Origin of the sequence: Brachybacterium sp. J144 (assembly GCF_036321705.1) — a bacterium.
Taxonomy (GTDB): domain Bacteria; phylum Actinomycetota; class Actinomycetes; order Actinomycetales; family Dermabacteraceae; genus Brachybacterium.
Genome location: NZ_JAZDCG010000016.1, coordinates 13,641 through 35,639 on the forward strand (window position 1 = coordinate 13,641; position 21,999 = coordinate 35,639).

Below are 21,999 nucleotides of genomic sequence, written 5' to 3' on the forward strand. Positions count from 1 at the left end.
AGGGGCCGAGACGCACATCGGTATGCACGGACAGGGACGGGAGAGCCATGGGCTGGGGTCCTTGCGGCATCGACGACGGGCGGACGGGATGGACCTCCCGTGCCGACCAGACTTCCCGGCTCTCCGCGGCCAGTGTCGCACAACGACCTCCGAGCGTGTCGGCGGCTTCCGGCAGCCAGCGGCCCCCGTCGGCCGCCCGCCTGGCCAGGAGCGCGAGAGATCGCTACGGTGGACGGGCTCGTCGGGAGGATGCGCAGCGCGCGTCCACCGCGCACCGACCTCGCTCCGGGTGCGCGTGCCCGGCAGTCCGATGGCCACCTGTCATCGGCCGCTCCCCGCGCCCCGGCTCGTCGGCCGCCGGCGGAGAGCGCCGCCACAGCGTGCTGCGGCACGTGCGCGAGAAACGGACGACCGGTCTGTGACCTCTTCGACCTCTGATCCCACGACGCCCGATCCCCGGCAGCCGGACCCCACCTCCTCGGGGTCCGACGGCACTGTCACCGCCTTCGAGGACCTGCCGCCGCGGCGGACGATCCGCCAGGCGGTCGCGGCCTCCGCCCTCGGCAACGCGACCGAGTGGTACGACTACGGCGCCTATGCGGTGGTCGCCACCTACATCGCGGTCCACTTCTTCCCGGAGGGCTCGCAGGGCCTGTTCTGGACCTACGCGTTCCTGGCGATCTCCTTCCTGGCCCGCCCCTTCGGCGGCTTCGTGTGGGGCCCGCTCGGCGATCGTCTGGGTCGCAAGCAGGTGCTCGCGATGACGATCATCCTGATGTCGGCCGCGACGTTCCTCATCGGCGTGCTGCCCACCTACGAGCAGGTCGGCATCCTCGCCCCGATCCTGCTGGCGGTGCTGCGGCTGGTGCAGGGCTTCTCGACCGGCGGCGAGTACGGCGGGGCGGCCACCTTCATGGCCGAGTACGCGCCGGACAAGCGGCGCGGCCTCTACGGCAGCTTCCTCGAGTTCGGCACGCTGGGCGGCTTCGCGCTCGGCACCGTGGTGGTGCTCGTGCTGCAGCTGGTGCTGGGGGAGGACGCGATGGCGGCCTGGGGCTGGCGCCTGCCGTTCTTCGTCGCCGCACCCCTGGGCCTGATCGGGCTCTACCTGCGGTCCCGGCTCGACGAGACGCCGGTCTTCCAGGATCTGGAGGAGGCCGACGAGTCGGTCGACAGCGCCGCCGGCGGTCTGCGCGACCTGGTCGTGCAGTACTGGAGGCCGATCCTGGTGATGGCGGGGCTGGTGATCCCGCTGAACATCGCGAACTACACGCTGCTGACCTACATGCCCGGCTACCTCGAGACCAAGATCCACCTGTCCGCGAACGAGTCGCTGATGGTCATCCTGATCGGCGAGGTCGCGATGATGGCGCTGATCCCCTTCTGTGGCGCGCTCTCGGATCGCGTGGGCCGCAAGAGGATGTGGTGGTTCTCGATGGTGGGCCTGTTCATCATGGCCGTGCCGATGTACATGCTGATGGGGCAGAGCTTCGGCCTGGCGATCCTGGGCTTCGCCGTGCTGGGCCTGCTGTACATCCCGCAGCTGTCGACGATCTCGGCGACCTTCCCGGCGATGTTCCCCGCCCATGTGCGCTTCGCCGGCTTCGCGGTCACCTACAACGTGTTCACCTCGATCTTCGGCGGCACCGCGGCGCCGATCAACGAGGCGGTCGTGGAGTCGACCGGGTTCCTCGAGTTCCCGGCGGTGTACGTCATGGCGGGCTGCCTGGTGGGCATGGTCGCCCTGGTCTTCCTCAAGGAGACCGCGGGCGCGTCCCTGCACGGCACCGACATCCCCGAGTCGGAGCCGGAGGACTTCGGGATCGAGGCGATCCAGGCCGAGGACGAGGCCATGGACGCCGCGGGACGCTGAGGCGCGGGGGAGGATGGGGTCATGGTCCCGTCCTCCCCGTCGCCCCGCCGACGCTCGTTCCTCCAGCTCGACGTCTTCGCCGACATGCCCCAGCGCGGCAATCCGCTCGCCGTGGTGCTCGACGCGGAGGACCTGACGGGCGAGGACATGGCCCGCATCGCGCGCTGGACGAACCTCTCCGAGACGACCTTCCTGCTCGCCCCGACCGTCCCCGGCGCCGACTACCGGGTGCGGATCTGGACGCCGACGGGCGAGCTGCCCTTCGCCGGCCATCCCACGCTCGGCACGGCGCGGGCGTGGCTGCTCGCGGGCGGCGTCCCGGCGGGGGAGCGGATCGTGCAGGAGTGCGCGGCCGGTCTGATCACGGTGCGCCGCACCACGGCCGACGGAGCTGCGCTCGGGGCGGACGGGGCCTCGCTCGGGGCCGACGGGGCCTCGCTCGCCTTCGCGGCGCCGCCGCTGCGCCGCGAGGGTCCGATCGAGGAGGGCGAGGTGGCGGCAATCGCGGCCGCGCTCGGCGTGGACCGCAGCGCGGTGCGCGGCCATGCCTGGGCGGACAACGGCCCGGGCTGGCAGGTCGTCGAGCTCGAGGACGCCGAGCGGGTGCTCTCCCTGCGGCCCGACCCGGTGCGGCTCGGCGACCGGAAGGTGGGCGTGCTCGGTCGATGGGCGAGCGGAGCGGGGAGCTCCGCGGGCGATGACCCTCTCTACGAGGTCCGCGCCTTCCATACCGGCGGCGAGGAGGACCCGGTCACCGGCAGCCTCAACGCGGGGATCGGCCAATGGCTCGTCGGCCGCGGCGAGGCGCCGCAGCGCTGGACCGCCGCGCAGGGCACCGTGCTCGGCCGCGAGGGCCGCATCACGCTCGAGCAGGACGAGGACGGCACCCTCTGGGTGGGCGGCGCGACGGTGCCCACCGTGGAGAGGACGATCCTGGTCTGACCTGCGAGGTTGCGTCTTCCTCGACGCGGGACCGGCGGGGATGCCTAGGGTGTCCCCCATGGTGACGACCCTTCCGTACGGTTCCTGGCCCTCCCCGATCACCGCCGAGCTGCTCGCCACGGGCGGCACCCGGCTCGGCGCGCCCGCGCTCGTCGGCGACCACGTGTGGTGGACCGAGGGCATCGCGACCGAGGGCGGTCGCCAGGCGATCCGCCGCACCGCCGGGTCCCTCGCGGCCGACGGCTCCAGCGACCACGAGGCCGTCACGGTGCTGCCCGCCCCGTTCAACGCCCGCTCCCGGGTGCACGAGTACGGCGGCGCGAGCTGGGCCGTGGTGCCCGAGCCGGCGGGCCCGTCGGCCGACCCGACCGCCCCGTCGGCCGAGCCGCCGCTGGTCGTCTTCGTGAACTTCGAGGACCAGCGCGTCCACGCGCTTCGGGAGGGCGGGGCGCCGCGCCCGCTCAGCCCCGTCGGCCCCGAGGTCGAGTCTGCGCACGGACCCTCCCTACGCTGGGCGGACCCGACCGTCGTCACCCTCCCCGACGGCGAGGTCGAGGTGTGGTGGATCTGCGAGGACCACACCGGCGGCGAGCAGGGCCCGCGCACCGACGCCGACGGCGCCCCGCACATCGAGCGGTACATCGCCGCGGTCCCGCTGGACGGCTCCGCCGCCGAGGACCTCGCGGCGATCCGCCGCGTCACCCCGGCCAGCCGCTTCGTCGCCCATCCGCGGCTCAGCCCCGACGGCACGCGCCTCGCCTGGCTCAGCTGGGAGCACCCGCAGATGCCGTGGGACGGCACGGAGCTGCACCTCGCCCCGCTGATCGACGGCAGCGCCGGGGAGGGGGAGATCGTCGCCGGCGGCCCCGACGTCTCGGTGATGCAGCCCGAATGGCTCGACGACGACCAGCTGATGTTCGTCTCCGACAGCACCGGCTGGTGGAACCCCTGGGTGTGGTCCTCGGCCGACGGGGCGCGCCAGGTCCTCGAACGCGAGGAGGAGTTCGCGAGCCCGATGTGGGCGCTCGGCACCACCTGGTACCAGGTGCTCGACGCCGACCGGGCACTCGTCCAGCACGGCCGCGCCGCGACGAGGCTGTCCGTGCTGCGGATCAGCACCGGCGAGCTCTCCCCGCTGGACTGCCCGCTCACGCAGATCAGCACCGCGGTGCTGCGCGAGGACGGTCTGCTGGTGCTCGCCGGCGCCTCGCCGACCGAGTTCGCCGCGATCCAGACGGCGCACCTGGACCTCGGCTCCGCCGCCGGCCCCGGCCCCTCGGCCCCGGCGCTGTCTCCGCTGAGGGTGCTCCGCTCCTCCCGCGACGACGCCCCGGACCCCTCCCTGCTCCCGGTCGGCGAGAGCATCGAGGTGCCGCTGCCCGACGGCGGCGTGGTGCACGCGATCCTCTACCGTCCCCGGCAGGAGGGCATCGCCGGCCGCGAGGGCGAGCTGCCGCCCGTCATCGCACAGGTGCACGGCGGCCCGACCTCGCACGTCCCCCCGGTGCTGTCCCTGCCGGTCGCGTACTACACCTCCCGCGGGCTCGGCGTGGTGGCGGTCAACTACGGCGGCTCCAGCGGTTACGGCCGCGCGTACCGGGACCGCCTGCGCGGCCAGTGGGGCGTGGTCGACGTGACCGACACCGTCGCCGTCATGGAGCACCTGGTCGCCGAGGGGATCGCTGACGGGAGGCGGCTCGCGATCGAGGGCGGCAGCGCGGGCGGCTGGACCACCCTGGCATGCCTCACCCGCACGACAACCTTCGCCGCCGGGATCTCGAGCTTCGGCGTCGCGGAGCTGGAGAGCTTCCGGCTGGAGACCCACGACTTCGAGTCGCGCTACATCGACGGGCTCGTCGGCCCCTACCCGGAGTGCCGCGACCTGTACGTCGACCGGGCCCCGCTGAACCACGTCGACGAGCTCGAGTGTCCGGTGCTGCTGCTGCAGGGCGACGAGGACCGGATCGTCCCGCCGAGCCAGTCGGAGCGGGTGCGCGATGCGCTCGCCGCCAAGGGCATCCCCCACGCCTACCTGCTGTTTCAGGGGGAGCAGCACGGCTTCCGGAAGGCGGAGAGCATCATCGCCGCGCTCGAGGCGGGGCTGTCCTTCTACGGGCAGGTGCTCGGCTTCAGCCCGGCCTGCGTGCCGGTGCTGCCGCTCGACCGCGGCTGAGCGATACGGCGGGCCCGGGGGGGGTGGTGCCGCGGCATTGTGGATGACGAGTCGTGCCGGGGCATTGTGGATGACGATCAGCGCCGCCGCGATCTCCCGTACCCTCAGGAGCGGGGATGAGACGAGGGGGAAGAGATGACGTCTCCGCACGTGAACGGTCCGACCGGCCAGGCGGCCGACGGGAGCAATCCCGGGCATCCGTCTCCGGGTCCGCATCAGGCACAGGCCTCGTACGCGGGTCAGCAGCAGGCGGGGATCCCGTACACCGGTCAGCAGCCTCCCGTGCAGCCGACATGGGGAGCGGCGCCGCCGGTCCGTTCAGCACGGAGCCCGGCCCGGTGGCTGATCCTCGCGACGGCCGTGTCGTTGGTGCTCGGGGTCGGCGGCTTGCTGCTCCAGCTCCTGTACGCCCTCGACGTCTCCCTTCTGCGCGAGGAGCTGGTGGAGCTGGGCGTCGCCCTCGTGGCCCTCCTCGCGGCCCCGGTCTCCGTCGCCGCGTGGATCGCGGGTCTGGTCCTGGCGATCATCGTGACCAGCAGGGGCAGGGGCAGGCTGCGCGAGGGCGGCATCGTCCTGATGCTCGCGGGCGTCGCGGGCAGCCTGCTCGGGGTCGAGCTGAGCGGGAATCTGGACATGGTCCCGCAGGCGGTGCAGGTCGCGGTCACCTCCCTCGAGGTCGGGGTCGGCCTCCTGACGGCGGTGCTTCGGATCGCCGGGATCCTGCTCCTGCTCGCGGGACTGCGGGCTCTGCCCTCCGCCGGCGCGGCACGGCCCTGAGCCCGGTCCCCGGTCCACGAGCCGCCGCGTTCAGGGGACGGGTCGACGCCTGCGACGAGCAGCCGACGTCACGCGCCGCCTCCTTCACGCCGTGGCGGAGAGGGCCTTCTTGATCTCGGGAGCGAGGTCTTCGGGCGTGACGTCCGGGGCGAAGCGGGCGATGACCCGCCCGTCGCGGTCCAGCAGGAACTTGGTGAAGTTCCAGGGGATCTCCCCTGCCTCGACGCCCTCGTGCGCTCCGGTCAGCCACTGGTACAGCGGGTGGGCGTCCTCGCCGTTGACCTCGATCTTCGCGAACATCGGGAACTCGACGCCGTAGTTGATCGAGCAGAACTCGGCGATCTCGTCGGCCGCGCCCGGCTCCTGGTGCATGAACTGGTCGCACGGGAAGCCGAGCACCGCCAGGCCCCGCTCGTGGAGCCGGGCGTAGAGGTCCTGCAGGCCCGCGTACTGCGGCGTGAAGCCGCACTTCGAGGCGGTGTTGACGATCAGCACCACCTCGCCGACGTACTCGGAGAGGTCCTTCTCGGTCCCGGAGAGGGTGGTCGCGGTGAAATCGGCGAGGGTGCTCATGGATCCCATTGTGGACCTCCCGCCCCGGGCGCGGCAGACCGTCTCCGGCTCCAGCAGGGGCTCGGCTCGCTCAGGCGCCTGCCACGGCCCGCTCACAGGTCCCGCGCCAGCAGCAGCGCCGCCTCCGCCGCCCCGTCCATCCACGCCGACTCCTGCACGCAGCGCGCCAGCAGCCACTCCCGCACGCGCCGCGGGTCGAGGCCCGTCAGATGCGCCATCCGGTCGGCGAAGTGGCCGGGTTGCGCGCGCATCCGCTCGGGGTCGTTGAGCATGTGCTGCAGCACGTCGTAGTGCGGATCGCCGACATAGGGCTTCGGGTCGATGAGCACCCACGGATCGGGGCCGCCCGCGGAGGCGAGGATGTTGCCCGGGTTGAGGTCGGTCGCGAGCAGCACCTGCTCCCCGTCCCACTCCTCGGGCAACCGGCGGAACCGCTCGAGCGCGTGCTCCACCAGGTCGTCCGGGAGCCGTCCGGCCGACGGGTCGCTCCGCTCCGGCTCCGTCGACCCCGTCGGCCCCGACGCCGCCCGCGCCGCCGCCCCGTCGGCCCATGCGGAGCACATCTGCGCGAGCGGCCGGAAGCGCGCCGCCTCCTCCGCTCCGACCAGTCGCTCCGGCGCCACCCACAGCCGGCGCATCACCGCCGCCGCCACCTCGTCCCGCTCCGGCCAGGTCCCCCACTCAGCGAGCGGGGTCCCCGGACGCACCCGGTCCAGCAGCAGCACGGCCGTCTCGCCCTCCCGCTCCGCCCGGTGCACGCCAGCCGCGCCGTGGCCCTGCCAGGCCGACATCCCGGCCGCCTCGTCGCGCGACTCGTCATGCGCCCACGCGACCTTGAGCACGCGCTCGGCCCCGTCGGCCGTCACCACCGGCGCCACCCAGGCGCTGGACCCGCCCGGCAGGAACGGCGCCGAGGCGCGCAGGCCCCAGCCCTCCAGCAGCTCGTCGACCACGCCGGGGAGCCGCTCCCGCCAGGCGACCAGGCCCGCGTCGTTGCTCTCGAGCAGGCGCGGCGGCACCGGATGCCCGGCGATCTCGGGCGGACGGGGCGGGACGGGGGTCATGTGATCTCCTGCGGCGTCGTCGGCGGGGGCGATGTCGAGACTACGGCGGGAGCGCGCGGCGTTAGCCTTCAGGGGTGAAACCGTTCGTGCTCATCGCCGCCCGCCCCGAGGACTCCGTCGCCCAGGCCGAGAGGGAGTCCGTCCTGGACTTCACCGGGCTCGACGAGGCCGACCTGCTGTGGGTGCGCGTGGACCGCGAGCCCTTCCCCGACCTCGGCGCCGAGGACCTCTCCGGGATCATCCTCGGCGGCAGCCCCTTCACCGTCTCCGAGCCCGAGGAGACGAAGTCCGCGGTCGAGCGCACCGCTGAGGCGGAGATCTTCCGCGTGCTGGACCGGGTGATCGCCGAGGACATCCCCTTCCTCGGCGCCTGCTACGGCATCGGCACCCTCGGCACCCACCAGGGCGCCCGCATCGACCACACCTACGGCGAGCCCCTCGGCGCCGTCGAGGTCACCCTCACCGACGCCGGCCGCGAGGACCCGCTGGTCCGCGAGGCCGGGCTCTCCGACACCTTCCTGGGCCTGGTCGGGCACAAGGAGGCGGTGCACACCCTGCCGCCGCATGCGACGGCGCTCGCCAGCTCCCCCACCGCCCCGGTGCAGATGTTCCGCGTCGGCACCCGCCAGTACGCGACCCAGTTCCACCCCGAGCTCGACGTCCCCTCGATCATCGAGCGGGCCCGCGCCTACCGCGACAACGGCTACTTCTCGCCCGATCAGATGGAGGAGATCTTCTCCGCCCTCGAGCCGCTCACGGTCGACGAGCCGCGCCGACTGCTGCGCGCCTTCGCCACGCTCTTCGCCCGCTGACCGGGCGCCGCGTCCCGGCCCGAGGGGGGCGCCTCGGGTAGCCTCCCCGGGTGCCCCGATACACGCGCGCGCAGGTCCGCCGACGACAGCTGGTCGCGGCGGCGCTCGCCGTGGTGCTGCTCCTGGTGGTGGGCGGCTGCACCGCCGCGGTGATCGGCGCCCTGCGCGGCGGCGGAGACGGGGCGGCGGGGGCGCCGGCCCGGATCCCCTTCGCGGCCGACGACGCGGCGATGGCCGTCACGGCGACCCCCTCCGAGGCGCCGATCCGCTCCCAGCTCCCGGCCGGCATCGAGCTCGCCGCCGACGAGACGATGGGCATCGACGTCTCCGCCCACCAGCAGGACGTCGACTGGACGCTCGTCGCGGCCGACGGGGTCTCCTTCGCGTACCTCAAGGCGACCGAGGGCGTGGGGCACACCGACTCCCGCTTCCGCGAGAACTGGGACGGCGCGGTCGCCGCGGGCATCACCCCCGGCGCCTACCACTACTTCACGCTCTGCTCGCCGGGCGCGGACCAGGCGGCGGACTTCCTCGCCGCCGCCCCGCCCGACGACACGGCCCTGCCGCCCGCCCTCGACCTCGAGTTCGACGGCGCCTGCGAGGAGCTGCCCGATGTGGTCGCCGTGCAGGCGGAGATCGACGCCTTCACCGCCGCGGTTGAGGAGGCATGGGGGCGTCGACTGGTCATCTACTCCTCCTCCGACTGGCGCACCCACTACGGTCTGCCCGTCACCGATTCCCGGCCCGACTGGCTCTTCGCCGAGCGGGATCGCCCGCAGCAGGAGGACTGGGCGGTGTGGCAGTTCCGCTTCGACGGTCGGGTCGCGGGGATCGAGGGGGCGGTGGACGTGGACGTCGCCCGGATCGAGCTGCTTCGGGAGCACGCCACGATCCCGGACGGCGAGGGCGCCCTGGGGCACGAGGTCGCGGCGGGGTAGGGGCGGTAGGGCGAGGTCCAGCGGCTGGACCCGGGGAGACCGAGGAGTAGAGCCCGCCGGGCGGGCCCCGAACCGCCCCCGGCCGTCAGTTCGGCAGGTCGTGCCGGATGGGGCTCTCGCCCGCGATGCTATCGACCAGGCCGTCGAGGGTGGAGGTCCAGTGCTCGAGGAGGCCCTGGCGCTCGGCGGCACCGAGCAGGCGCTCCTGGTGGATGCCGATCGTGGTGCCGGTGGCGGCCTCCTGCAGCGTCACCTGGAAGACGGTCTCGTGATCCAGGGTCACCGGGGTCCAGCGCAGCCGCACCCGTCGTCCCACGTGGCAGCCGACGACGCGCCCTCGGATTCGAGCCCCGTCTCGCACCGGGGCGCCGACCATCTGCGGCACGGACTCGACGCCGAGCCACTGGGGGAGCCACTCGCCGAGCAGACGCCGCCAGACGTCCGAAGCGGGGGCGGCGACGGTGCGGCTGACGCCGAGCTGCCACCCGGCGTCGCGGGTGAGGCCGACGGGCGTGGGGGAGATCTCGGTCTGCATACGGCCAGCGTAGGGGCGCTCCGCCCGGTCGGCGCCGACGCACCGGAGGCGTCCTCAGGTGTTCGACTGCCCGTCGCCGGGAGGTCACCCGGGGTCGGTCAGGCCGCCTCGATCGCCTCGCGCACGGAACCCGCGGCGGCGATGTCGCCGGCGAAGATCTCGCCGTCGATCATCACCACGGGGGTGCCCTGGACGCTCTGCAGCGCCTCCGGCTCGACGACGTCCAGCAGCCACGGCAGGTAGGTGCCGGCGGCGACGTCCTCGCTCACGTCCACGCCGGTGGCCTCCTGGATCAGCCCGACGAGCTCCTCGTCGGTGAGCCCTTCCTCGCCGGGCTGGTTCCCGAACAGCGCCCGCTCGGCGTCGAACCAGGTCTGCGGGTCCTCGGTCGCGGCATAGGCGGCGAGGGCGGCGTTCGCGGCCCGGCCCGAGTAGCCCGCGGGGCTCGAGTTCGCGTCCAGCATCGGCCGGGGGTGGACCCGCAGCGTGATCTCCCCGGAGCCGGCGAGGGTCTCGAGGTCCACGCCGTGGGTCTCGTGGAAGGTCGCGCAGTGGGGGCAGAGGAAGTCCAGGTAGAGGTCGACGACGGGTCCGTCGGCGCTGCTGGACAGCTCGAGGTACGGCTGGTCCTCGGCGGCGCCGGGCGGCGCGACGATCTCGGCCGCGGAGGCGGGATCCGTCGGGTCCGAGCCGCGCAGGACCACGACGCCGATGACTCCGGCGATCGCGGCGAGGAGCACGAGGAGCAGGCACGCCGCCCCGGCGATCACGACGATGATGAGCGGGCGGCGGGAGCCGGTGTCGGCCATGGAGGGTCCTCGGGGATCGCGCGGCGGGGTCCCGGCCAGCGTAGCCGGACCCTCCGGCACCGCCTCGGACGGAGGTCCCCGCGGCACGGTGACCTACCCGGCGGCCTTCGGGCTCTGAGCCGCCCGTGCGGTCAGGGCTGCAGCCGGCTGCGGCGCCAGGCGCCGTCGGCCGTCGCCGCGTAGACCAGCCGGTCGTGGACCCGGTGCGCGCGACCCTGCCAGAACTCGATCCGCTCGGGGCGCAGGCGCAGCCCGCCCCAGAACTCCGGGCGCGGCACCTCCTGACCGGCGAACCGTGCCTCGAGCTCGGCGTACTGCGCCTCCAGCCGGTCGCGGGAGTCGATCTCGCGGGACTGGCGGGAGGCCCAGGCGCCGAGCTGCGAGCCGCGCGGCCGGCTCGCCCAGTAGGCGTCGGACTCCTCCGCGGGGACCGGACCGACGGGGCCCTCGATCCGCACCTGCCGCTGCAGCGCGTACCAGGGCAGCAGCAGGGCGGCCCGCGGGGTCGCGGCCATCTCCCGGCCCTTGTCCGAGTCGAGGTTCGTGTAGACCACGGCGCCGCGCGCGTCGAGGCCCTTGAGCAGCACGGTGCGGGAGCGGGGCCGCGGGGCGCCGTCCTCGTCCAGGGCCACCGTGGAGAGGACGGCGGCGGTCGGGTCGGGCAGGTCGCCGTGGGCGTCGCGGCGGGCGAGGGCCTCGTCCATCCAGCGGGCGAACAGGGCGAGGGGATCGGCGGGGGCGTCGTCGGCGAGGGCGCCGGCGAGGTAGTCGAGGCGGTCTCCCGCGAGGCGATCCGAGGCGCTGGTCATGCCCGCGATCCTAGGCGTGGCGGTGGCGGGGCCGCAGGAGGGGGCCGAGTCCCGGGGTGCGCGGCGCCGCGGGGCGACGGCTCCGGCGGGGACGCTTCGGAGAGTGCACCGCGTCCACGTCGATCTCGACGAGCGAGGGGTCCGCTCCCGCGGCCTCGGCCCGACGGCGGGTCTCGCGCACGGCGCGCAGCAGCTCGGCCTCTCCGTAGGCGTCGGGGAGGGGGCGGTAGGGGATCGGGGCGCCCGGGTCGCGGGTGCCGGTGCGGCTGGTGGCGATGCGTGAGGTGCTCATGGACCCCACCCTCCGCCGCGGCGTGCGGGCGACGCGTCCCCCTGGCGGGGCGAGGGCGTGCCACCGCGGTCTGATCCCCGACGGGATCGCCTCCACCTGAGGGGGGTCACGGCCACCGCGCCGGGATGAGCCGTCGCCGCTGCCGACGGGGTATCGGCGACACCTCTCGCGGATCTCCTCGACGGAGCGACCGCGGGATGGATCGTCGGCGACGCGCTCGATCGCGGCCTGGATCTCACGGACGTACGTCTCCGCCTGCCGTCGCGGCCCGCGGGCTCGACCGGCTCGGCTCAGAGGCCGCTCACGACCGGGCCGACGTCCGCTCCGTCTCGGAGGCGCGGTGACGAGCCGGGACGCGGTCCCGGTCGTAGGTGATCTCGGTGAAGCCGTGGGGCGCGGGGCGGCCCTGCTCGTCGACGTGCACGAACACCATCTCCTCGATGGTGAGGATGCTCTTCTGCGTGAACAGGTTTCGGGCCTCCGCGCGCATCGTGAGCGAGGAGCGCCCGAAGGCCGTGGCGACGAGGCCGATCTCCACGATGTCGCCCTCGCGGGCGGAGGAGACGAAGACGATCTCGGACATGTACTTCGTGACGACGCGCTGCTGCCCGAGCTGGATGATCGCGTAGACCGCGGCCTCCTCGTCGATCCAGCGCAGCAGGCTGCCGCCGAACAGGGTGCCGTTCGCGTTGAGGTCCTCGGGACGCACCCACTTGCGGGTGCGGAAGGACATGACGGGTTCGGCGGAGGCGTCGTTCATGGTGTCGGAGCGTAGCGCCGCCGCGCCTGTCGCGGGGTGCTGGTGTTGCGCACGGAACGTGTGGTGACCAGCACGTTCCTCCGTCGGCTCAGGCCGCGGCCGGGGTGACGACGGGAGCAGACTCCTCGATGCGGACCCGTGCCCCTCGCGCCCCTTGCGCTTCTCGAGGATCCTGCTAAGGTCCTCCTCGAACCTCAGAGTTCACTGGATTGTCATCCCCCGCCTCGGCGGGGGAGCAAGACCTGGGACCATGCCGCGCGCCACGACGCACCCGGCAGGGCCCTGGGTCTTTTTTGTTGCCCGCACGCCGAGCCCGGACGCGCAGTCGCGCCCGCGCCACCGAACGAGAGGGGGCGAGGACGCCCATGAGCAGCTCCTCCCCACAGGCCAGGTCGACCGCCGAGGACATCGTCCGCGGCGTCGGCGGGCCCGAGAACATCGAGAGCCTGACCCACTGCGCGACCCGCCTGCGCTTCCAGCTGCACGACGGCGACAAGGTGGACCGCGAGTCGCTGGACGCCCTGAAGGACGTCATGGGCACGGTCCCGCAGTCCGGCGACCGCTTCCAGGTCGTCATCGGCGGTGCCGTCGCGGGCGTCTATTCCCAGATCATGGCCCTGCCCTCGATGGCCGCCGGCGGCACCGCCCGCCCGCAGACCGACGCAGAGGTCAAGGCTGCGATCCGCTCGAAGGCGCGCGGCCGGTGGTCCTGGCTCGACAGCTTCTTCGAGTACCTCTCCGACTCCTTCCGCCCCCTCATGGGCGTGCTGCTGGGCGCCTCGCTGATCATCGCGATCGCCTCCGTCCTCGATGCGCTCGGCATGGTCGACTTCCGCGCCGAGGACAAGTCCGCGACCTGGGTGTTCGTCGACGCGATGTGGCGCTCGGTGCTGTACTTCCTGCCGATCATGGTCGCGTTCAACGCCGCGAAGAAGCTCCAGATCGACGGCTGGGTGGGTGCGGCCGTGATGGCCGCCGTCATGACCCCGGACTACCTGGGCCTCGGCGCCGACACCCCCGGCGTCACCTGCACCACCAACGACCTGCTCGGCACCGAGCAGTGCGTCGCGCAGGTGTTCGGCCTGCCCATGCAGCTGAACGACTACGGCGGCCAGGTCTTCGTGCCGCTGCTGATGGTCGCGCTGCTCGCCCTGGTCTACAAGGGTCTGCAGAAGGTGTTCCCCGCGAACCTGCAGCTCGTGTTCGTGCCCTTCGTGTCGATGCTCGTCATGATCCCGGTGACGGCCTTCCTCATCGGCCCGCTCGGCATCTGGGCCGGCAACGGGCTCGGCTCGGGCCTGGCCTGGCTGAACGGCAACGCCCCGATCGTCTTCGCGATCCTCATCCCGCTGCTGTACCCGTTCCTGGTGCCGCTGGGCCTGCACTGGCCGCTCAACGCGCTCATGCTGCAGAACATCAACTCCCTCGGCTACGACTTCATCCAGGGCCCCATGGGCGCGTGGAACTTCGCCTGCTTCGGCGCGACCGCCGGCGTGCTGCTCCTCTCGATCCGCCACCGCGAGGCCGAGATGCGCCAGACCGCGACCGGTGCGCTCGCCGCGGGCCTGTTCGGCGGAATCTCCGAGCCGTCCCTGTACGGCATCCACCTGCGCTTCAAGCGCATCTACCCGCGCATGCTCGTGGGCTGCCTCGCTGGCGGCCTCCTCGTGGGCCTGCTGGGCGGCGTGAACACCTCCGTGTTCGCCTTCACCTCGCTGCTGACCATCCCGGTCTTCGATCCGATGCTGACCTACGTCATCGCGATCGCGGTCGCCTTCGTGATCGCGATGGTGCTCGTGTACTTCTCGGACTACATGACCCCCGAGCAGCGCGCGGAGGCGAACGCCGCCCGTGACTCCGCCGAGGCCGCCGCCGCTCCGGAGGCCGAGCGTGAGCTCGCGACCGTCGGCGCCCCCGCGGGTGCTGCCACCGCGGGTGCCGCGGCCGGGTCGTCGGCCGACGGCGCTGCCGCGGCCGACGGTGGAGCCGCTCCGGCCGATGGGTCTGCAGCCCCGGCCGCCGCCTCCTCCGACGGCTCGTCCGAGGGGTCCTCGGCGGGCGCCGTCGTGATCGGTGCGCCGGTCGCGGGCCGGCTCGTCGGCCTCGACGAGGTCTCCGACCCCGTCTTCGCCTCCCGCGCCGTCGGCGAGGGCGTCGGCATCATCCCGGCCGACGGGCGCATCGTCGCCCCGGCCGACGGGCTGCTCGCCACCGTCGCCGCGACCGGCCACGCCTTCGGGATCCTGGCCGACGGCGGCGCCGAGGTGCTGGTCCACGTCGGGATCGACACCGTGACCATGCAGGGCGAGGGCTTCGACGTCCGCGTCGCGCAGGGGCAGCGGGTGAGCGCCGGCGACCTGCTCGCCGTCGTCGACCTCGAGAAGATCCGCGCGGCGGGCTTCGACTCGATCACGCTGGTGACCGTTCCGAACACGGCGACCTTCGCCGCGGTCGAGCCCGCCCCCGCGGGCGAGGTCGCCGCCGGGGACGTGGCGATCACCGCCCGGCGCTGACCGGGCACCCGGCCCGGGACGAGATCGCCCCCGTCCCGGGACCTTCCGGCACGGAGCCTGACGCCCGGTGCGCGTACCCTCCCGGCAGAGGGTGCGCGCTCCGGGAACGGCCCGCCGCGGCGGGCCCTCTCGAGGATGAGGAGCGACAGGAGGGTGCGGAGCCGATGCGCGTGCTGCGGGTCCTGAACAACAACGTGGTGCTCTCGCGCGACGACTCCGGTCGCGGCGTGATCCTCACCGGGCGAGGCCTCGGCTTCCGCGCCCAGGTGGGGCAGGAGGTCGACCCCGCGAAGATCGTGCAGGTCTTCGTCCCCGCGGACGGCCGCGACCCGGACCACCTCGCGGAGGCGTTCGCGATGATCGACCAGGAGGTGCTGCGCGCCGTCGTCATCGCGCTGCGCGAGTCCGGGATCGAGAGCGGCGAGTCGAACCGCCCCACCCTCGCCATCGCCGTCGCGGACCACGTCTCCGGCGCCATAGCCCGGCTGCACCGCGGAATCGCGATCGAGTACCCGCTGCGCGCCGAGGTGCAGACCCTCTACCCCGAGGAGTACGACCGCGCGCGGCGCCTGCTCGAGGAGGTCAACCGCCTGGTGGACCCGGCGCTGCCCGAGCATGAGACGACCGCGCTCGCCCTCCATCTGGTCAACGCCGGGTTCTCCACGGGTGACCTGTCCTTCACGTACACGATGACCGGCGTCATCCAGCAGATGCTCGCGATCGTGGGGGAGCGCTACGGGATCGAGGTGGACCGCCACTCGATGGCCGCCGCCCGCTTCATCACCCACGTGCGCTACATGTTCGTGCGCATCCAGCAGCATCGCCAGCTCGCGGGCGAGCAGTCCCTCATCAGCCGCACCATCCGAGAGGCCTACCCGGACGCCGCGCGCACCGCCCAGCAGCTCGCCGTCATCGTGCAGCTGCGCATGGGGGACGAGCTCTCCTACGACGAGGTCTCCTATCTCGCGCTGCACGTCGCGCGCATGACGATGGAGGCGGAGAGCGCCGGGGCGGAGGCCACGACTTCCCACGAGGTATCTGCAACCCGTAGTATCACTAACGAGTGAGCGCGGGTCCCTGACGGCCGGCGCTCCGCAGACACCGTCGTCACAGGAGGACCCGTGCCCGAAGCCGTCATCGTCGCCGTCGCCCGCTCCCCGATCGGGCGAGCCCGCAAAGGATCGCTGAAGGACGTCCGCCCCGACGATCTCGCCGCCCAGATGATCCGCGCCGCGCTCGACCAGGTGCCCCAGTTCGATCCCGCCACGATCGATGACCTCCAGCTCGGCTGCGCGATCCCCGAGGGATATCAGGGCGGGAACCTCGCCCGCACCGTCGCCGTCCGCCTCGGCCTGGACACCGTGCCCGGCGCGACCGTCACCCGCTTCTGCGCGTCCTCGGTCGAGACGACCCGCTCCGCCTTCCACGCGATCGTCTCCGGCGAGGCGCGCGCCGTGATCTCCGCGGGCGTCGAGTCGATCTCGCTGAGCACCGGCAAGCTGATGGAGGAGGACGCCCGCGACCCGCTGTTCCAGCAGGCCTGGGAGCGGACCGAGAAGCGCGCGACCCGCGAGATCCCCGCCCCCTGGCACGATCCGCGCGAGGACGGCGAGCTGCCCGACGCGTACATCACCATGGGCCAGACCGCGGAGAACGTCGCCGAGCTGCGCGGCGTGACCCGCGAGGCGCAGGACGAGTACGCCGTCCGCTCCCAGAACCGGGCGGAGGCCGCCCGGGAGTCCGGGTTCTTCGCCCGCGACATCACCCCGGTCACCCTCGCCGACGGCACCGTCGTCGACGCGGACGACTCTCCGCGTGCGGGCGTCACCCTCGAGGCGGTCTCCGCCCTCGATCCGGTGTTCCGCCCGGGCGGCACCGTCACCGCCGGCAACTGCTGCCCGCTCAACGACGGCGCCGCCGCGCTGATCGTCATGGAGCGCGGGTACGCGGAGGAGCTCGGCATCACCCCGCTCGCCCGCGTCGTCGCGACCGGAGTCTCCGGGCTCAGCCCCGAGATCATGGGCCTCGGCCCCGTCGAGGCGACCCGGAAGGCGCTCGCGCTCGCCGACCTCACGATCGACGACATCGACCTCGTCGAGTTCAACGAGGCTTTCGCCGCGCAGGTCCTGCCCGCCGCAGAGGACCTCGGCATCGACCACGACAAGCTCAACGTCCACGGGGGCGCGATCGCCCTCGGCCACCCCTGGGGCTCCACCGGCGCCCGCCTGACCACGACCCTGATCCACGGGCTGCAGGAGCGCGAGGGCCGCTACGGCCTCGTCACCCTGTGCGTCGGCGGCGGCCAGGGCATGGCCCTCATCCTCGAGAGGATCAAGTGATGACCAGCAACGACACCTCCGCCGATTCCGGCTCGAGCGGCTGGGGCGCCCCGGTGCCCGGCCACATCTCCCTCGGCGGCAACCCCGGGGCCGACGAGGACCGCCGCGGGTCCGTGGTCACGGACCGCGCGGTCGTCTCGGCGCCCGACGCGGCGGCCGCGACCCCCGCGGAGCTCCTGCCCGCCGCCGCCGACCACTACGGCCTGTTCCAGGACGTCGCCGGCGAGGACCTGCGGGCCTGGGCGGATGCCCGCTCGCTCGCCAGCGAGATCCTGCCGCGCATCAACGACTGGTGGGACCGCGGCGAGTACCCGATCGAGCTGATCGCCCGCCTCGGCGAGCTCGACCTGCTCACCGACGGTCTCGAGGTCCCCGGACACCGCGTGCTCAGCCCGCTCGCGACGGGCCTGGTGAACATGGAGCTGTCCCGGATCGACGGCAGCGTCGGCACCATGGTGGGCGTGCAGGGCGGGCTCGCGCTGCGCTCGATCATGCTGCTCGGCTCCGAGGAGCAGAAGGAGCGCTGGGGCGACTCCCTCGCCCGCGGCACCGAGCACGCCGCCTTCGCCCTCACCGAGCCCGACCACGGCTCCGACTCGGTCTCGCTCGAGACCGTCGCCCGCCGCGACGGCGACAGCTGGGTGCTCTCCGGGGAGAAGCGCTGGATCGGCAACGGCGCCGGCTGCCACCTCTCGGTGGTGTGGGCTCGGGTCGATGACCCCTCCGACGAGCAGTTGAACGGGCAGGTCAGCGGGTTCCTGGTGGACCAGTCCCTGCCCGGCTACAAGGCGGAGGTGATCCGCGGCAAGGTCGCGCTGCGCGCCATCCACCAGGCCCACATCACCCTCACGGATGTGCGGATCCCGCTCGATCAGCGCCTGCCGGGCGCCCGCTCCTTCAAGGACACCTCCCGCGTGCTGTTCGCGACCCGCGCGGGCGTCGCCTGGGGAGCGCTCGGGCACGCGACAGCCTGCTACGAGGCGGCTCTCGAGCATGCGACCACCCGCATCCAGTTCGGCCGGCCGCTCGCCAAGGCCCAGCACGTCCAGGTGCGGCTCGCCGACATGCTGCAGACCCTCACCTCGATGCAGCTGCACTGCTGGCGTCTCGCCGACCTCGAGGCCGCTGGCACCATCCGGCCCGAGCAGGCCTCGCTCGCCAAGGTGCACAACACCCGCGCCGCCCGCGAGATCGCCGCGAACGCCCGCGACCTCCTCGGCGGATCCGGGATCCTGCTCGAGAACCGCGTGGTCCGCCACCGCAGCGACCTCGAGGCCCTCCACACCTACGAGGGCACCGACACCATGCAGTCCCTCATCGTGGGCCGCGCGATCACGGGGGTCAGCGCGTTCGCGTGAGCCCGTGGGCCGCGGGGCGGCCGACGGGGTAGCGGCGGCGGGGCGGGTGCTCCGCCGCCGCTCCGTCAGACCCCGTCGTACGCCAGGAGGGTCTGCACCGCGGTCGTGCGTTCGCCGTCGCTGAGGTCGTGACCGCGAGTATCGAGAACGAACTTCTTCCATTGCGCGCCGTCGCCACCGAAGATCGTCGCCCAGTGCGTGGCCTCCGCCGTGGAGTCGAAGCGCATGTAGGTGCCGTACGGGGTCTCCCAGGCTTCCACGCAGCCGATCTCCTGGGCGCAGTACTCCGAGGTGACGTCGGTCGTCTCGCTGAAGGTCGGATGGTCCGCCACCAGATCCTCGACGGTCAGCCCAGGCCCCCAAAGGTACGATCGCGCGCCGAGCACCAAGGCCGCCAGGGCGAGGATGGTCAGGGCTGCCGCGAGAGCGAACGCGACCTTCCAGCCGGTGCTCAGGCATCCGTCTCGTGACTCCATGCTGCAGGCTCCCTCTGAGGTCGTGACTGCTGATCGACGTTTCTCGTCCCTGCGAGGAAAGGTAGCCCTGAGTCTGGGCCGACCGAGCGATGTTTCACGAGGTCAACACGGGATCTCCCCGTGTGACGGTTCGACGGCTCATCGCATGTGACGGTGCAGCAATGGTCTGACTGTGCCGGTGTCGAGGAGGGGCGGCGCGGGAGGGACGTACGCCGAGAGCTGCCGGAGAAGGCGCTGGCTGCCTCCCTCCTCGGGAGATCGCGGCCCCCTCCCTCTCCGACTGGACCTGGCCCACTTCGTGCGGTCTCCCGGGCAGCGCAGTGCCGGCCCCGATGTCCATGAAAGGGACGTGAGCGGCACGAGGCCTGCAATATGCAGGGCAGGTGCCGCTCACGTCCCTCCGGTGGACAGCTCACCGCTGCCATCGGTCCCCACCCCGGCCTGTTGCCAGACCTCAGTGCCACTCACCCCCATTCCCAGCCATCTCACCGTCAATTGCGAAGAGCCGGATGGGGAATGCGAGTTCCCGCCTCCTCTTCCATCCTGCCGGCGATATCTATGTTCCGGCCCCCGCTCACAGCCCCCGCAGCGCCCCGACCAGCTCCTCCGGAGTCTGGCCGGGGCAGACCGGGAACTCCCAGACGGTGGAGGGCTCGCCGCCTCGGGTCAGCGTGAGCTCCGCGGTCGCGTCCCCGCAGCCGATCCGGTCCTGGTCGAGCAGCACGTCGTTGATCCCCTGGAGCGCCGTGGCGACCTCGGGCGCCTCGAGCACCCGCTGCCCCTCCTCGGGCCCGGGGGCGAGATCCGCGCCCCATCCCTCGGGGACGCCCTCCGCCTGGACCATGGCGAGGTCCGGGTAGTACCCCGGCTGGAACGCGTAGCGCTCGACCGCCCCGGCGTCGGCCACCGGCTCGCCCTCCGCGGTCAGAGGCTGGATCTCGACGGTCCACTCCTGGGTGGGGTGGGCGAGGTCCCGGGTGACGCGACCCCGGGAGTCCTCGACGGTCCTGCGCAATTGGGTGAGCACGTCGAGGTCGCACTCCTGATACGAGGACTCGTGGGTTCTCGACCCGCTGACCTTCACCGTGGTGTCGGGGATGTCGGTGCACAGCCCCTGGTCGCCGGCGAAGCGCTCCCACTCGAGGTACGTCTCCGCGGCGTCGACCACGCGCTCCCGCTGCAGCGGCTCGAGCTCGTCGGCGACCTCGTAGAGCTCGGTCCCGTCGGGCAGGGTGTATCGGGTGGTGATCGTGGTGGCGGCGACCTCCATGGTGCTGCCGCCGTAGTAGCCGAAGATGCCCGCATCAGACCGCACGACCGTGATCACGTCCTCGTCGGCCAGCGAGACGGGGAAGGCGGTGTTCGCGATCCCGCAGCCGCTGAGCGCGAGCGCGGCCGCCCCCGCGAGCAGCGCCGCCCGACGCGCCCCGCGCCGCCGGCTCTCGACCGTGCGAGATGTCGTCGTCATCGTCGTGCCCCGTTCCCCTCGTGCGTGCCGCGGCACCTCCTGACCCGCGGCCTGCTCCCACTGTAGGGCGGTCTCGCCGCCCCGCCCACGGGGAGGACTGCCCATGGCCCCCACCCTCGCAACGAGGGAATCCCGACCCCACACTGAGACGGACCCCCGTCGGGCGGACCGCCCGCCGCGACCCGGCCCCGCGAAGGACGACGATGACCGCGCACCCCGCCCCGACCCCCGTCGGCACGGAGCCCGCGCCCTCAGGAGAGCGCGCCCGCTGGGCTCGGCCGGTGCATGTGCAGGCGCGGATGCCGGGCGAGCAGCGCCTCGCAGCGGCTCTCGACCAGCGGGTTCCCCGCCATGCCGAGGAAGATCGCATGCCCCTCGGCGCTCGCGCGCTCGCCGAGCAGCCACTCGGAGACCCAGGACTCGAGCGCCGCGCAGGCACGCAGGCCGCGCGGCTCGTGCGGGGCGGTGACGACCACCCGCTGGGAGATGCCGGGTGGGGTCGCGATGAGCGGGTGGCGCCGGCCGGGCAGCTCGATCACCAGCTCGCCCACGGAGTCCCAGGGGAAGCCGCCCAGCAGCAGGCGCAGCAGGGGCAGGTCCTGTTCGTCCCCGATCAGGAGATGGCGAGGGGTGAGGGTGTCCACGGTGCTCCTCGGTCGGCGGGAGCCGGGACGCGCCCGGCGGAAGGTGTCCGACACCGTAGACGCCGAGCGGTCACTGAGGCAAGGCTCGCCTAACTTGCGAGATGGGCGCGGGCCGACTCCTCAGCTCCTCGTGCCCCAGCGCGCCTTGAACGAGTCGACCTGCTCGCGCAGCAGCACCTGCATGTCGAGGGACTCGTCGATCAGCCACTGCACCTGGAGTCCGTCCATCAGCGCGACCATCTGCCGGGCGATCACCTCGCGCGGGGCGTCCTCGCGCACCGCCCCGTTCTCCTGGTCCAGTCGGAGGCCCTCCATGAGGTTCTCGACCACCGAGCGGTAGTGCCGGCGCATCCACTCGTGCGCCGGATGCTCGGGCGGCACCGCCTCGCTCACCATGGTCATGTAGAGGGCCACCATCTGGCGGCGCTGCATGTTCATCCCGGCCACCTCGACGAGGTGGTCGAAGGCGCGCCAGGGGATCTCCCCGAGGTGGTCCGCGGGATCGGCGTCGACCTCGTCGCGATGGGCGAGCACCGCCCCCAGCAGTGCCCGCTTGGAGGGGAAGTGATGGGCGAGCCCCGAGGGGGAGATGCCGGCCGCCTCCGCGATCTGTGCCATCGAGGTGGCGGCGTACCCCTGCGTGCCGATCAGCTCGACCGCGGCATGCATCACCGCGTTGCGCACGACCGTCGAGTCCTGCCCCTTGGGGCGGCCGCGGCCCCGGCGCGGCGGCGACAGCGCTGTCCCCTGGCTCATCGGTCTCTCCTCGTCCGTCGGGGCGTCCTCGCCCCCGGCTCTGCGGCGAAGGGAGGGAGGAGCGACGGGGGGGCGATATGGGGGGTGG

General features: G+C 73.0%; 21 protein-coding genes and 1 pseudogene. 10 read left to right on the forward strand and 12 right to left on the reverse strand.

The window, feature by feature from the left end:
- Window positions 1–418: 418 nt before the first annotated feature.
- The 4 genes from V1260_RS06850 to V1260_RS06865 all read left to right on the forward strand — a co-directional run bounded on the left by V1260_RS06850 (window position 419) and on the right by V1260_RS06865 (window position 5,765).
- On the forward strand, window positions 419–1,873 hold the full coding sequence (locus V1260_RS06850) for an MFS transporter (protein ID WP_442878135.1): 1,455 nt from the start codon (window positions 419–421) through the stop codon (window positions 1,871–1,873).
- Window positions 1,874–1,894: 21 nt separating this feature from the next.
- The gene (locus V1260_RS06855) at window positions 1,895–2,815 is read left to right on the forward strand and encodes a PhzF family phenazine biosynthesis protein (protein WP_329746065.1); all 921 of its coding nucleotides are present in this window, start codon (window positions 1,895–1,897) and stop codon (window positions 2,813–2,815) included.
- A 58-nt stretch (window positions 2,816–2,873) separates the two neighbouring features.
- The gene (locus V1260_RS06860) at window positions 2,874–4,988 is read left to right on the forward strand and encodes a S9 family peptidase (protein WP_329746066.1); all 2,115 of its coding nucleotides are present in this window, start codon (window positions 2,874–2,876) and stop codon (window positions 4,986–4,988) included.
- A gap of 360 nt (window positions 4,989–5,348) precedes the next feature.
- A complete protein-coding gene (locus V1260_RS06865) occupies window positions 5,349–5,765 on the forward strand; it encodes a hypothetical protein (protein WP_329746067.1) in 417 nt (138 codons plus the stop codon).
- Window positions 5,766–5,849: 84 nt separating this feature from the next.
- Here the strand turns inward: V1260_RS06865 and V1260_RS06870 are convergent, their stop codons facing one another.
- Complete coding sequence (locus V1260_RS06870) at window positions 5,850–6,338, reverse strand: glutathione peroxidase (protein WP_329746068.1); 489 nt, start codon at window positions 6,336–6,338, stop codon at window positions 5,850–5,852.
- Between the two features lie 92 nt (window positions 6,339–6,430).
- Complete coding sequence (locus V1260_RS06875) at window positions 6,431–7,402, reverse strand: aminoglycoside phosphotransferase family protein (RefSeq protein WP_329746069.1); 972 nt, start codon at window positions 7,400–7,402, stop codon at window positions 6,431–6,433.
- A 74-nt stretch (window positions 7,403–7,476) separates the two neighbouring features.
- Between V1260_RS06875 and V1260_RS06880 the strand changes: the two genes are divergently transcribed.
- Window positions 7,477–8,214: a glutamine amidotransferase gene (locus tag V1260_RS06880; protein ID WP_329746070.1), complete on the forward strand. Its 738-nt coding sequence runs from the start codon at window positions 7,477–7,479 to the stop codon at window positions 8,212–8,214.
- A 50-nt stretch (window positions 8,215–8,264) separates the two neighbouring features.
- A complete protein-coding gene (locus V1260_RS06885; protein ID WP_329746071.1) occupies window positions 8,265–9,152 on the forward strand; it encodes a GH25 family lysozyme in 888 nt (295 codons plus the stop codon).
- 85 nt (window positions 9,153–9,237) lie between these two features.
- On the opposite strand, the gene V1260_RS06890 is transcribed toward V1260_RS06885, so the two are convergent.
- The 6 genes and pseudogenes from V1260_RS06890 to V1260_RS06915 form a co-directional block, all read right to left on the reverse strand.
- Window positions 9,238–9,687, reverse strand: coding sequence for a hypothetical protein (locus tag V1260_RS06890; protein ID WP_329746072.1), 450 nt, complete (start codon window positions 9,685–9,687; stop codon window positions 9,238–9,240).
- Window positions 9,688–9,785: 98 nt separating this feature from the next.
- Window positions 9,786–10,496 carry a DsbA family protein gene (locus V1260_RS06895; protein ID WP_329746073.1) on the reverse strand — a complete coding sequence of 237 codons (711 nt, stop codon included), beginning with the start codon at window positions 10,494–10,496 and terminating at the stop codon, window positions 9,786–9,788.
- A 131-nt stretch (window positions 10,497–10,627) separates the two neighbouring features.
- The gene (pdxH, locus tag V1260_RS06900) at window positions 10,628–11,305 is read right to left on the reverse strand and encodes a pyridoxamine 5'-phosphate oxidase (RefSeq protein ID WP_329746074.1); all 678 of its coding nucleotides are present in this window, start codon (window positions 11,303–11,305) and stop codon (window positions 10,628–10,630) included.
- 10 nt (window positions 11,306–11,315) lie between these two features.
- On the reverse strand, window positions 11,316–11,597 hold the full coding sequence (locus V1260_RS06905) for a hypothetical protein (protein WP_329746075.1): 282 nt from the start codon (window positions 11,595–11,597) through the stop codon (window positions 11,316–11,318).
- Between the two features lie 153 nt (window positions 11,598–11,750).
- Window positions 11,751–11,891 (reverse strand): annotated as a pseudogene (locus tag V1260_RS06910) (type II toxin-antitoxin system RelE/ParE family toxin); the annotation flags it as partial.
- 7 nt (window positions 11,892–11,898) lie between these two features.
- The gene (locus V1260_RS06915; protein ID WP_329746076.1) at window positions 11,899–12,357 is read right to left on the reverse strand and encodes an acyl-CoA thioesterase; all 459 of its coding nucleotides are present in this window, start codon (window positions 12,355–12,357) and stop codon (window positions 11,899–11,901) included.
- 365 nt (window positions 12,358–12,722) lie between these two features.
- On the opposite strand from V1260_RS06915, the gene V1260_RS06920 reads away from it, so the two are divergent.
- The 4 genes from V1260_RS06920 to V1260_RS06935 all read left to right on the forward strand — a co-directional run bounded on the left by V1260_RS06920 (window position 12,723) and on the right by V1260_RS06935 (window position 18,567).
- Window positions 12,723–14,870 carry a glucose PTS transporter subunit IIA gene (locus V1260_RS06920; protein ID WP_329746077.1) on the forward strand — a complete coding sequence of 716 codons (2,148 nt, stop codon included), beginning with the start codon at window positions 12,723–12,725 and terminating at the stop codon, window positions 14,868–14,870.
- Window positions 14,871–15,034: 164 nt separating this feature from the next.
- Entirely contained in the window at window positions 15,035–15,937 is a 903-nt protein-coding gene (locus tag V1260_RS06925) for a PRD domain-containing protein (RefSeq protein ID WP_329746078.1), read from the forward strand.
- 54 nt (window positions 15,938–15,991) lie between these two features.
- A complete protein-coding gene (locus V1260_RS06930) occupies window positions 15,992–17,209 on the forward strand; it encodes an acetyl-CoA C-acetyltransferase (RefSeq protein ID WP_329746079.1) in 1,218 nt (405 codons plus the stop codon).
- Window positions 17,209–18,567 (forward strand): acyl-CoA dehydrogenase family protein, encoded by a 1,359-nt coding sequence (locus V1260_RS06935; protein ID WP_329746080.1) that lies wholly within the window; start codon window positions 17,209–17,211, stop codon window positions 18,565–18,567. The genes V1260_RS06930 and V1260_RS06935 overlap by 1 nt, the downstream gene beginning before the upstream one ends.
- Before the next feature lie 65 nt (window positions 18,568–18,632).
- Here V1260_RS06935 and V1260_RS06940 read toward each other — a convergent pair whose 3' ends face one another.
- The 4 genes from V1260_RS06940 to V1260_RS06955 all read right to left on the reverse strand — a co-directional run bounded on the left by V1260_RS06940 (window position 18,633) and on the right by V1260_RS06955 (window position 21,911).
- A complete protein-coding gene (locus tag V1260_RS06940) occupies window positions 18,633–19,043 on the reverse strand; it encodes a hypothetical protein (protein WP_329746081.1) in 411 nt (136 codons plus the stop codon).
- A gap of 574 nt (window positions 19,044–19,617) precedes the next feature.
- Entirely contained in the window at window positions 19,618–20,511 is an 894-nt protein-coding gene (locus V1260_RS06945) for a hypothetical protein (protein ID WP_329746082.1), read from the reverse strand.
- A 251-nt stretch (window positions 20,512–20,762) separates the two neighbouring features.
- The gene (locus tag V1260_RS06950; protein ID WP_329746083.1) at window positions 20,763–21,155 is read right to left on the reverse strand and encodes a hypothetical protein; all 393 of its coding nucleotides are present in this window, start codon (window positions 21,153–21,155) and stop codon (window positions 20,763–20,765) included.
- 120 nt (window positions 21,156–21,275) lie between these two features.
- The gene (locus tag V1260_RS06955) at window positions 21,276–21,911 is read right to left on the reverse strand and encodes a TetR/AcrR family transcriptional regulator (RefSeq protein ID WP_329746084.1); all 636 of its coding nucleotides are present in this window, start codon (window positions 21,909–21,911) and stop codon (window positions 21,276–21,278) included.
- Between the last annotated feature and the right edge of the window lie 88 nt (window positions 21,912–21,999).

Bases quoted from the DNA above. Each gene is read 5' to 3' on its own strand.
- V1260_RS06855 (WP_329746065.1), top strand. From the start codon at position 1,895: ATGGTCCCGTCCTCCCCGTCGCCCCGCCGACGCTCGTTCCTCCAGCTC.
- V1260_RS06860 (WP_329746066.1), top strand. From the start codon at position 2,874: ATGGTGACGACCCTTCCGTACGGTTCCTGGCCCTCCCCGATCACCGCC.
- V1260_RS06870 (WP_329746068.1), bottom strand. From the start codon at position 6,338: ATGAGCACCCTCGCCGATTTCACCGCGACCACCCTCTCCGGGACCGAG.
- V1260_RS06875 (WP_329746069.1), bottom strand. From the start codon at position 7,402: ATGACCCCCGTCCCGCCCCGTCCGCCCGAGATCGCCGGGCATCCGGTG.
- V1260_RS06890 (WP_329746072.1), bottom strand. From the start codon at position 9,687: ATGCAGACCGAGATCTCCCCCACGCCCGTCGGCCTCACCCGCGACGCC.
- V1260_RS06895 (WP_329746073.1), bottom strand. From the start codon at position 10,496: ATGGCCGACACCGGCTCCCGCCGCCCGCTCATCATCGTCGTGATCGCC.
- pdxH (WP_329746074.1), bottom strand. From the start codon at position 11,305: ATGACCAGCGCCTCGGATCGCCTCGCGGGAGACCGCCTCGACTACCTC.
- V1260_RS06905 (WP_329746075.1), bottom strand. From the start codon at position 11,597: ATGAGCACCTCACGCATCGCCACCAGCCGCACCGGCACCCGCGACCCG.
- V1260_RS06915 (WP_329746076.1), bottom strand. From the start codon at position 12,357: ATGAACGACGCCTCCGCCGAACCCGTCATGTCCTTCCGCACCCGCAAG.
- V1260_RS06920 (WP_329746077.1), top strand. From the start codon at position 12,723: ATGAGCAGCTCCTCCCCACAGGCCAGGTCGACCGCCGAGGACATCGTC.
- V1260_RS06925 (WP_329746078.1), top strand. From the start codon at position 15,035: ATGCGCGTGCTGCGGGTCCTGAACAACAACGTGGTGCTCTCGCGCGAC.
- V1260_RS06935 (WP_329746080.1), top strand. From the start codon at position 17,209: ATGACCAGCAACGACACCTCCGCCGATTCCGGCTCGAGCGGCTGGGGC.
- V1260_RS06940 (WP_329746081.1), bottom strand. From the start codon at position 19,043: ATGGAGTCACGAGACGGATGCCTGAGCACCGGCTGGAAGGTCGCGTTC.
- V1260_RS06945 (WP_329746082.1), bottom strand. From the start codon at position 20,511: ATGACGACGACATCTCGCACGGTCGAGAGCCGGCGGCGCGGGGCGCGT.
- V1260_RS06955 (WP_329746084.1), bottom strand. From the start codon at position 21,911: ATGAGCCAGGGGACAGCGCTGTCGCCGCCGCGCCGGGGCCGCGGCCGC.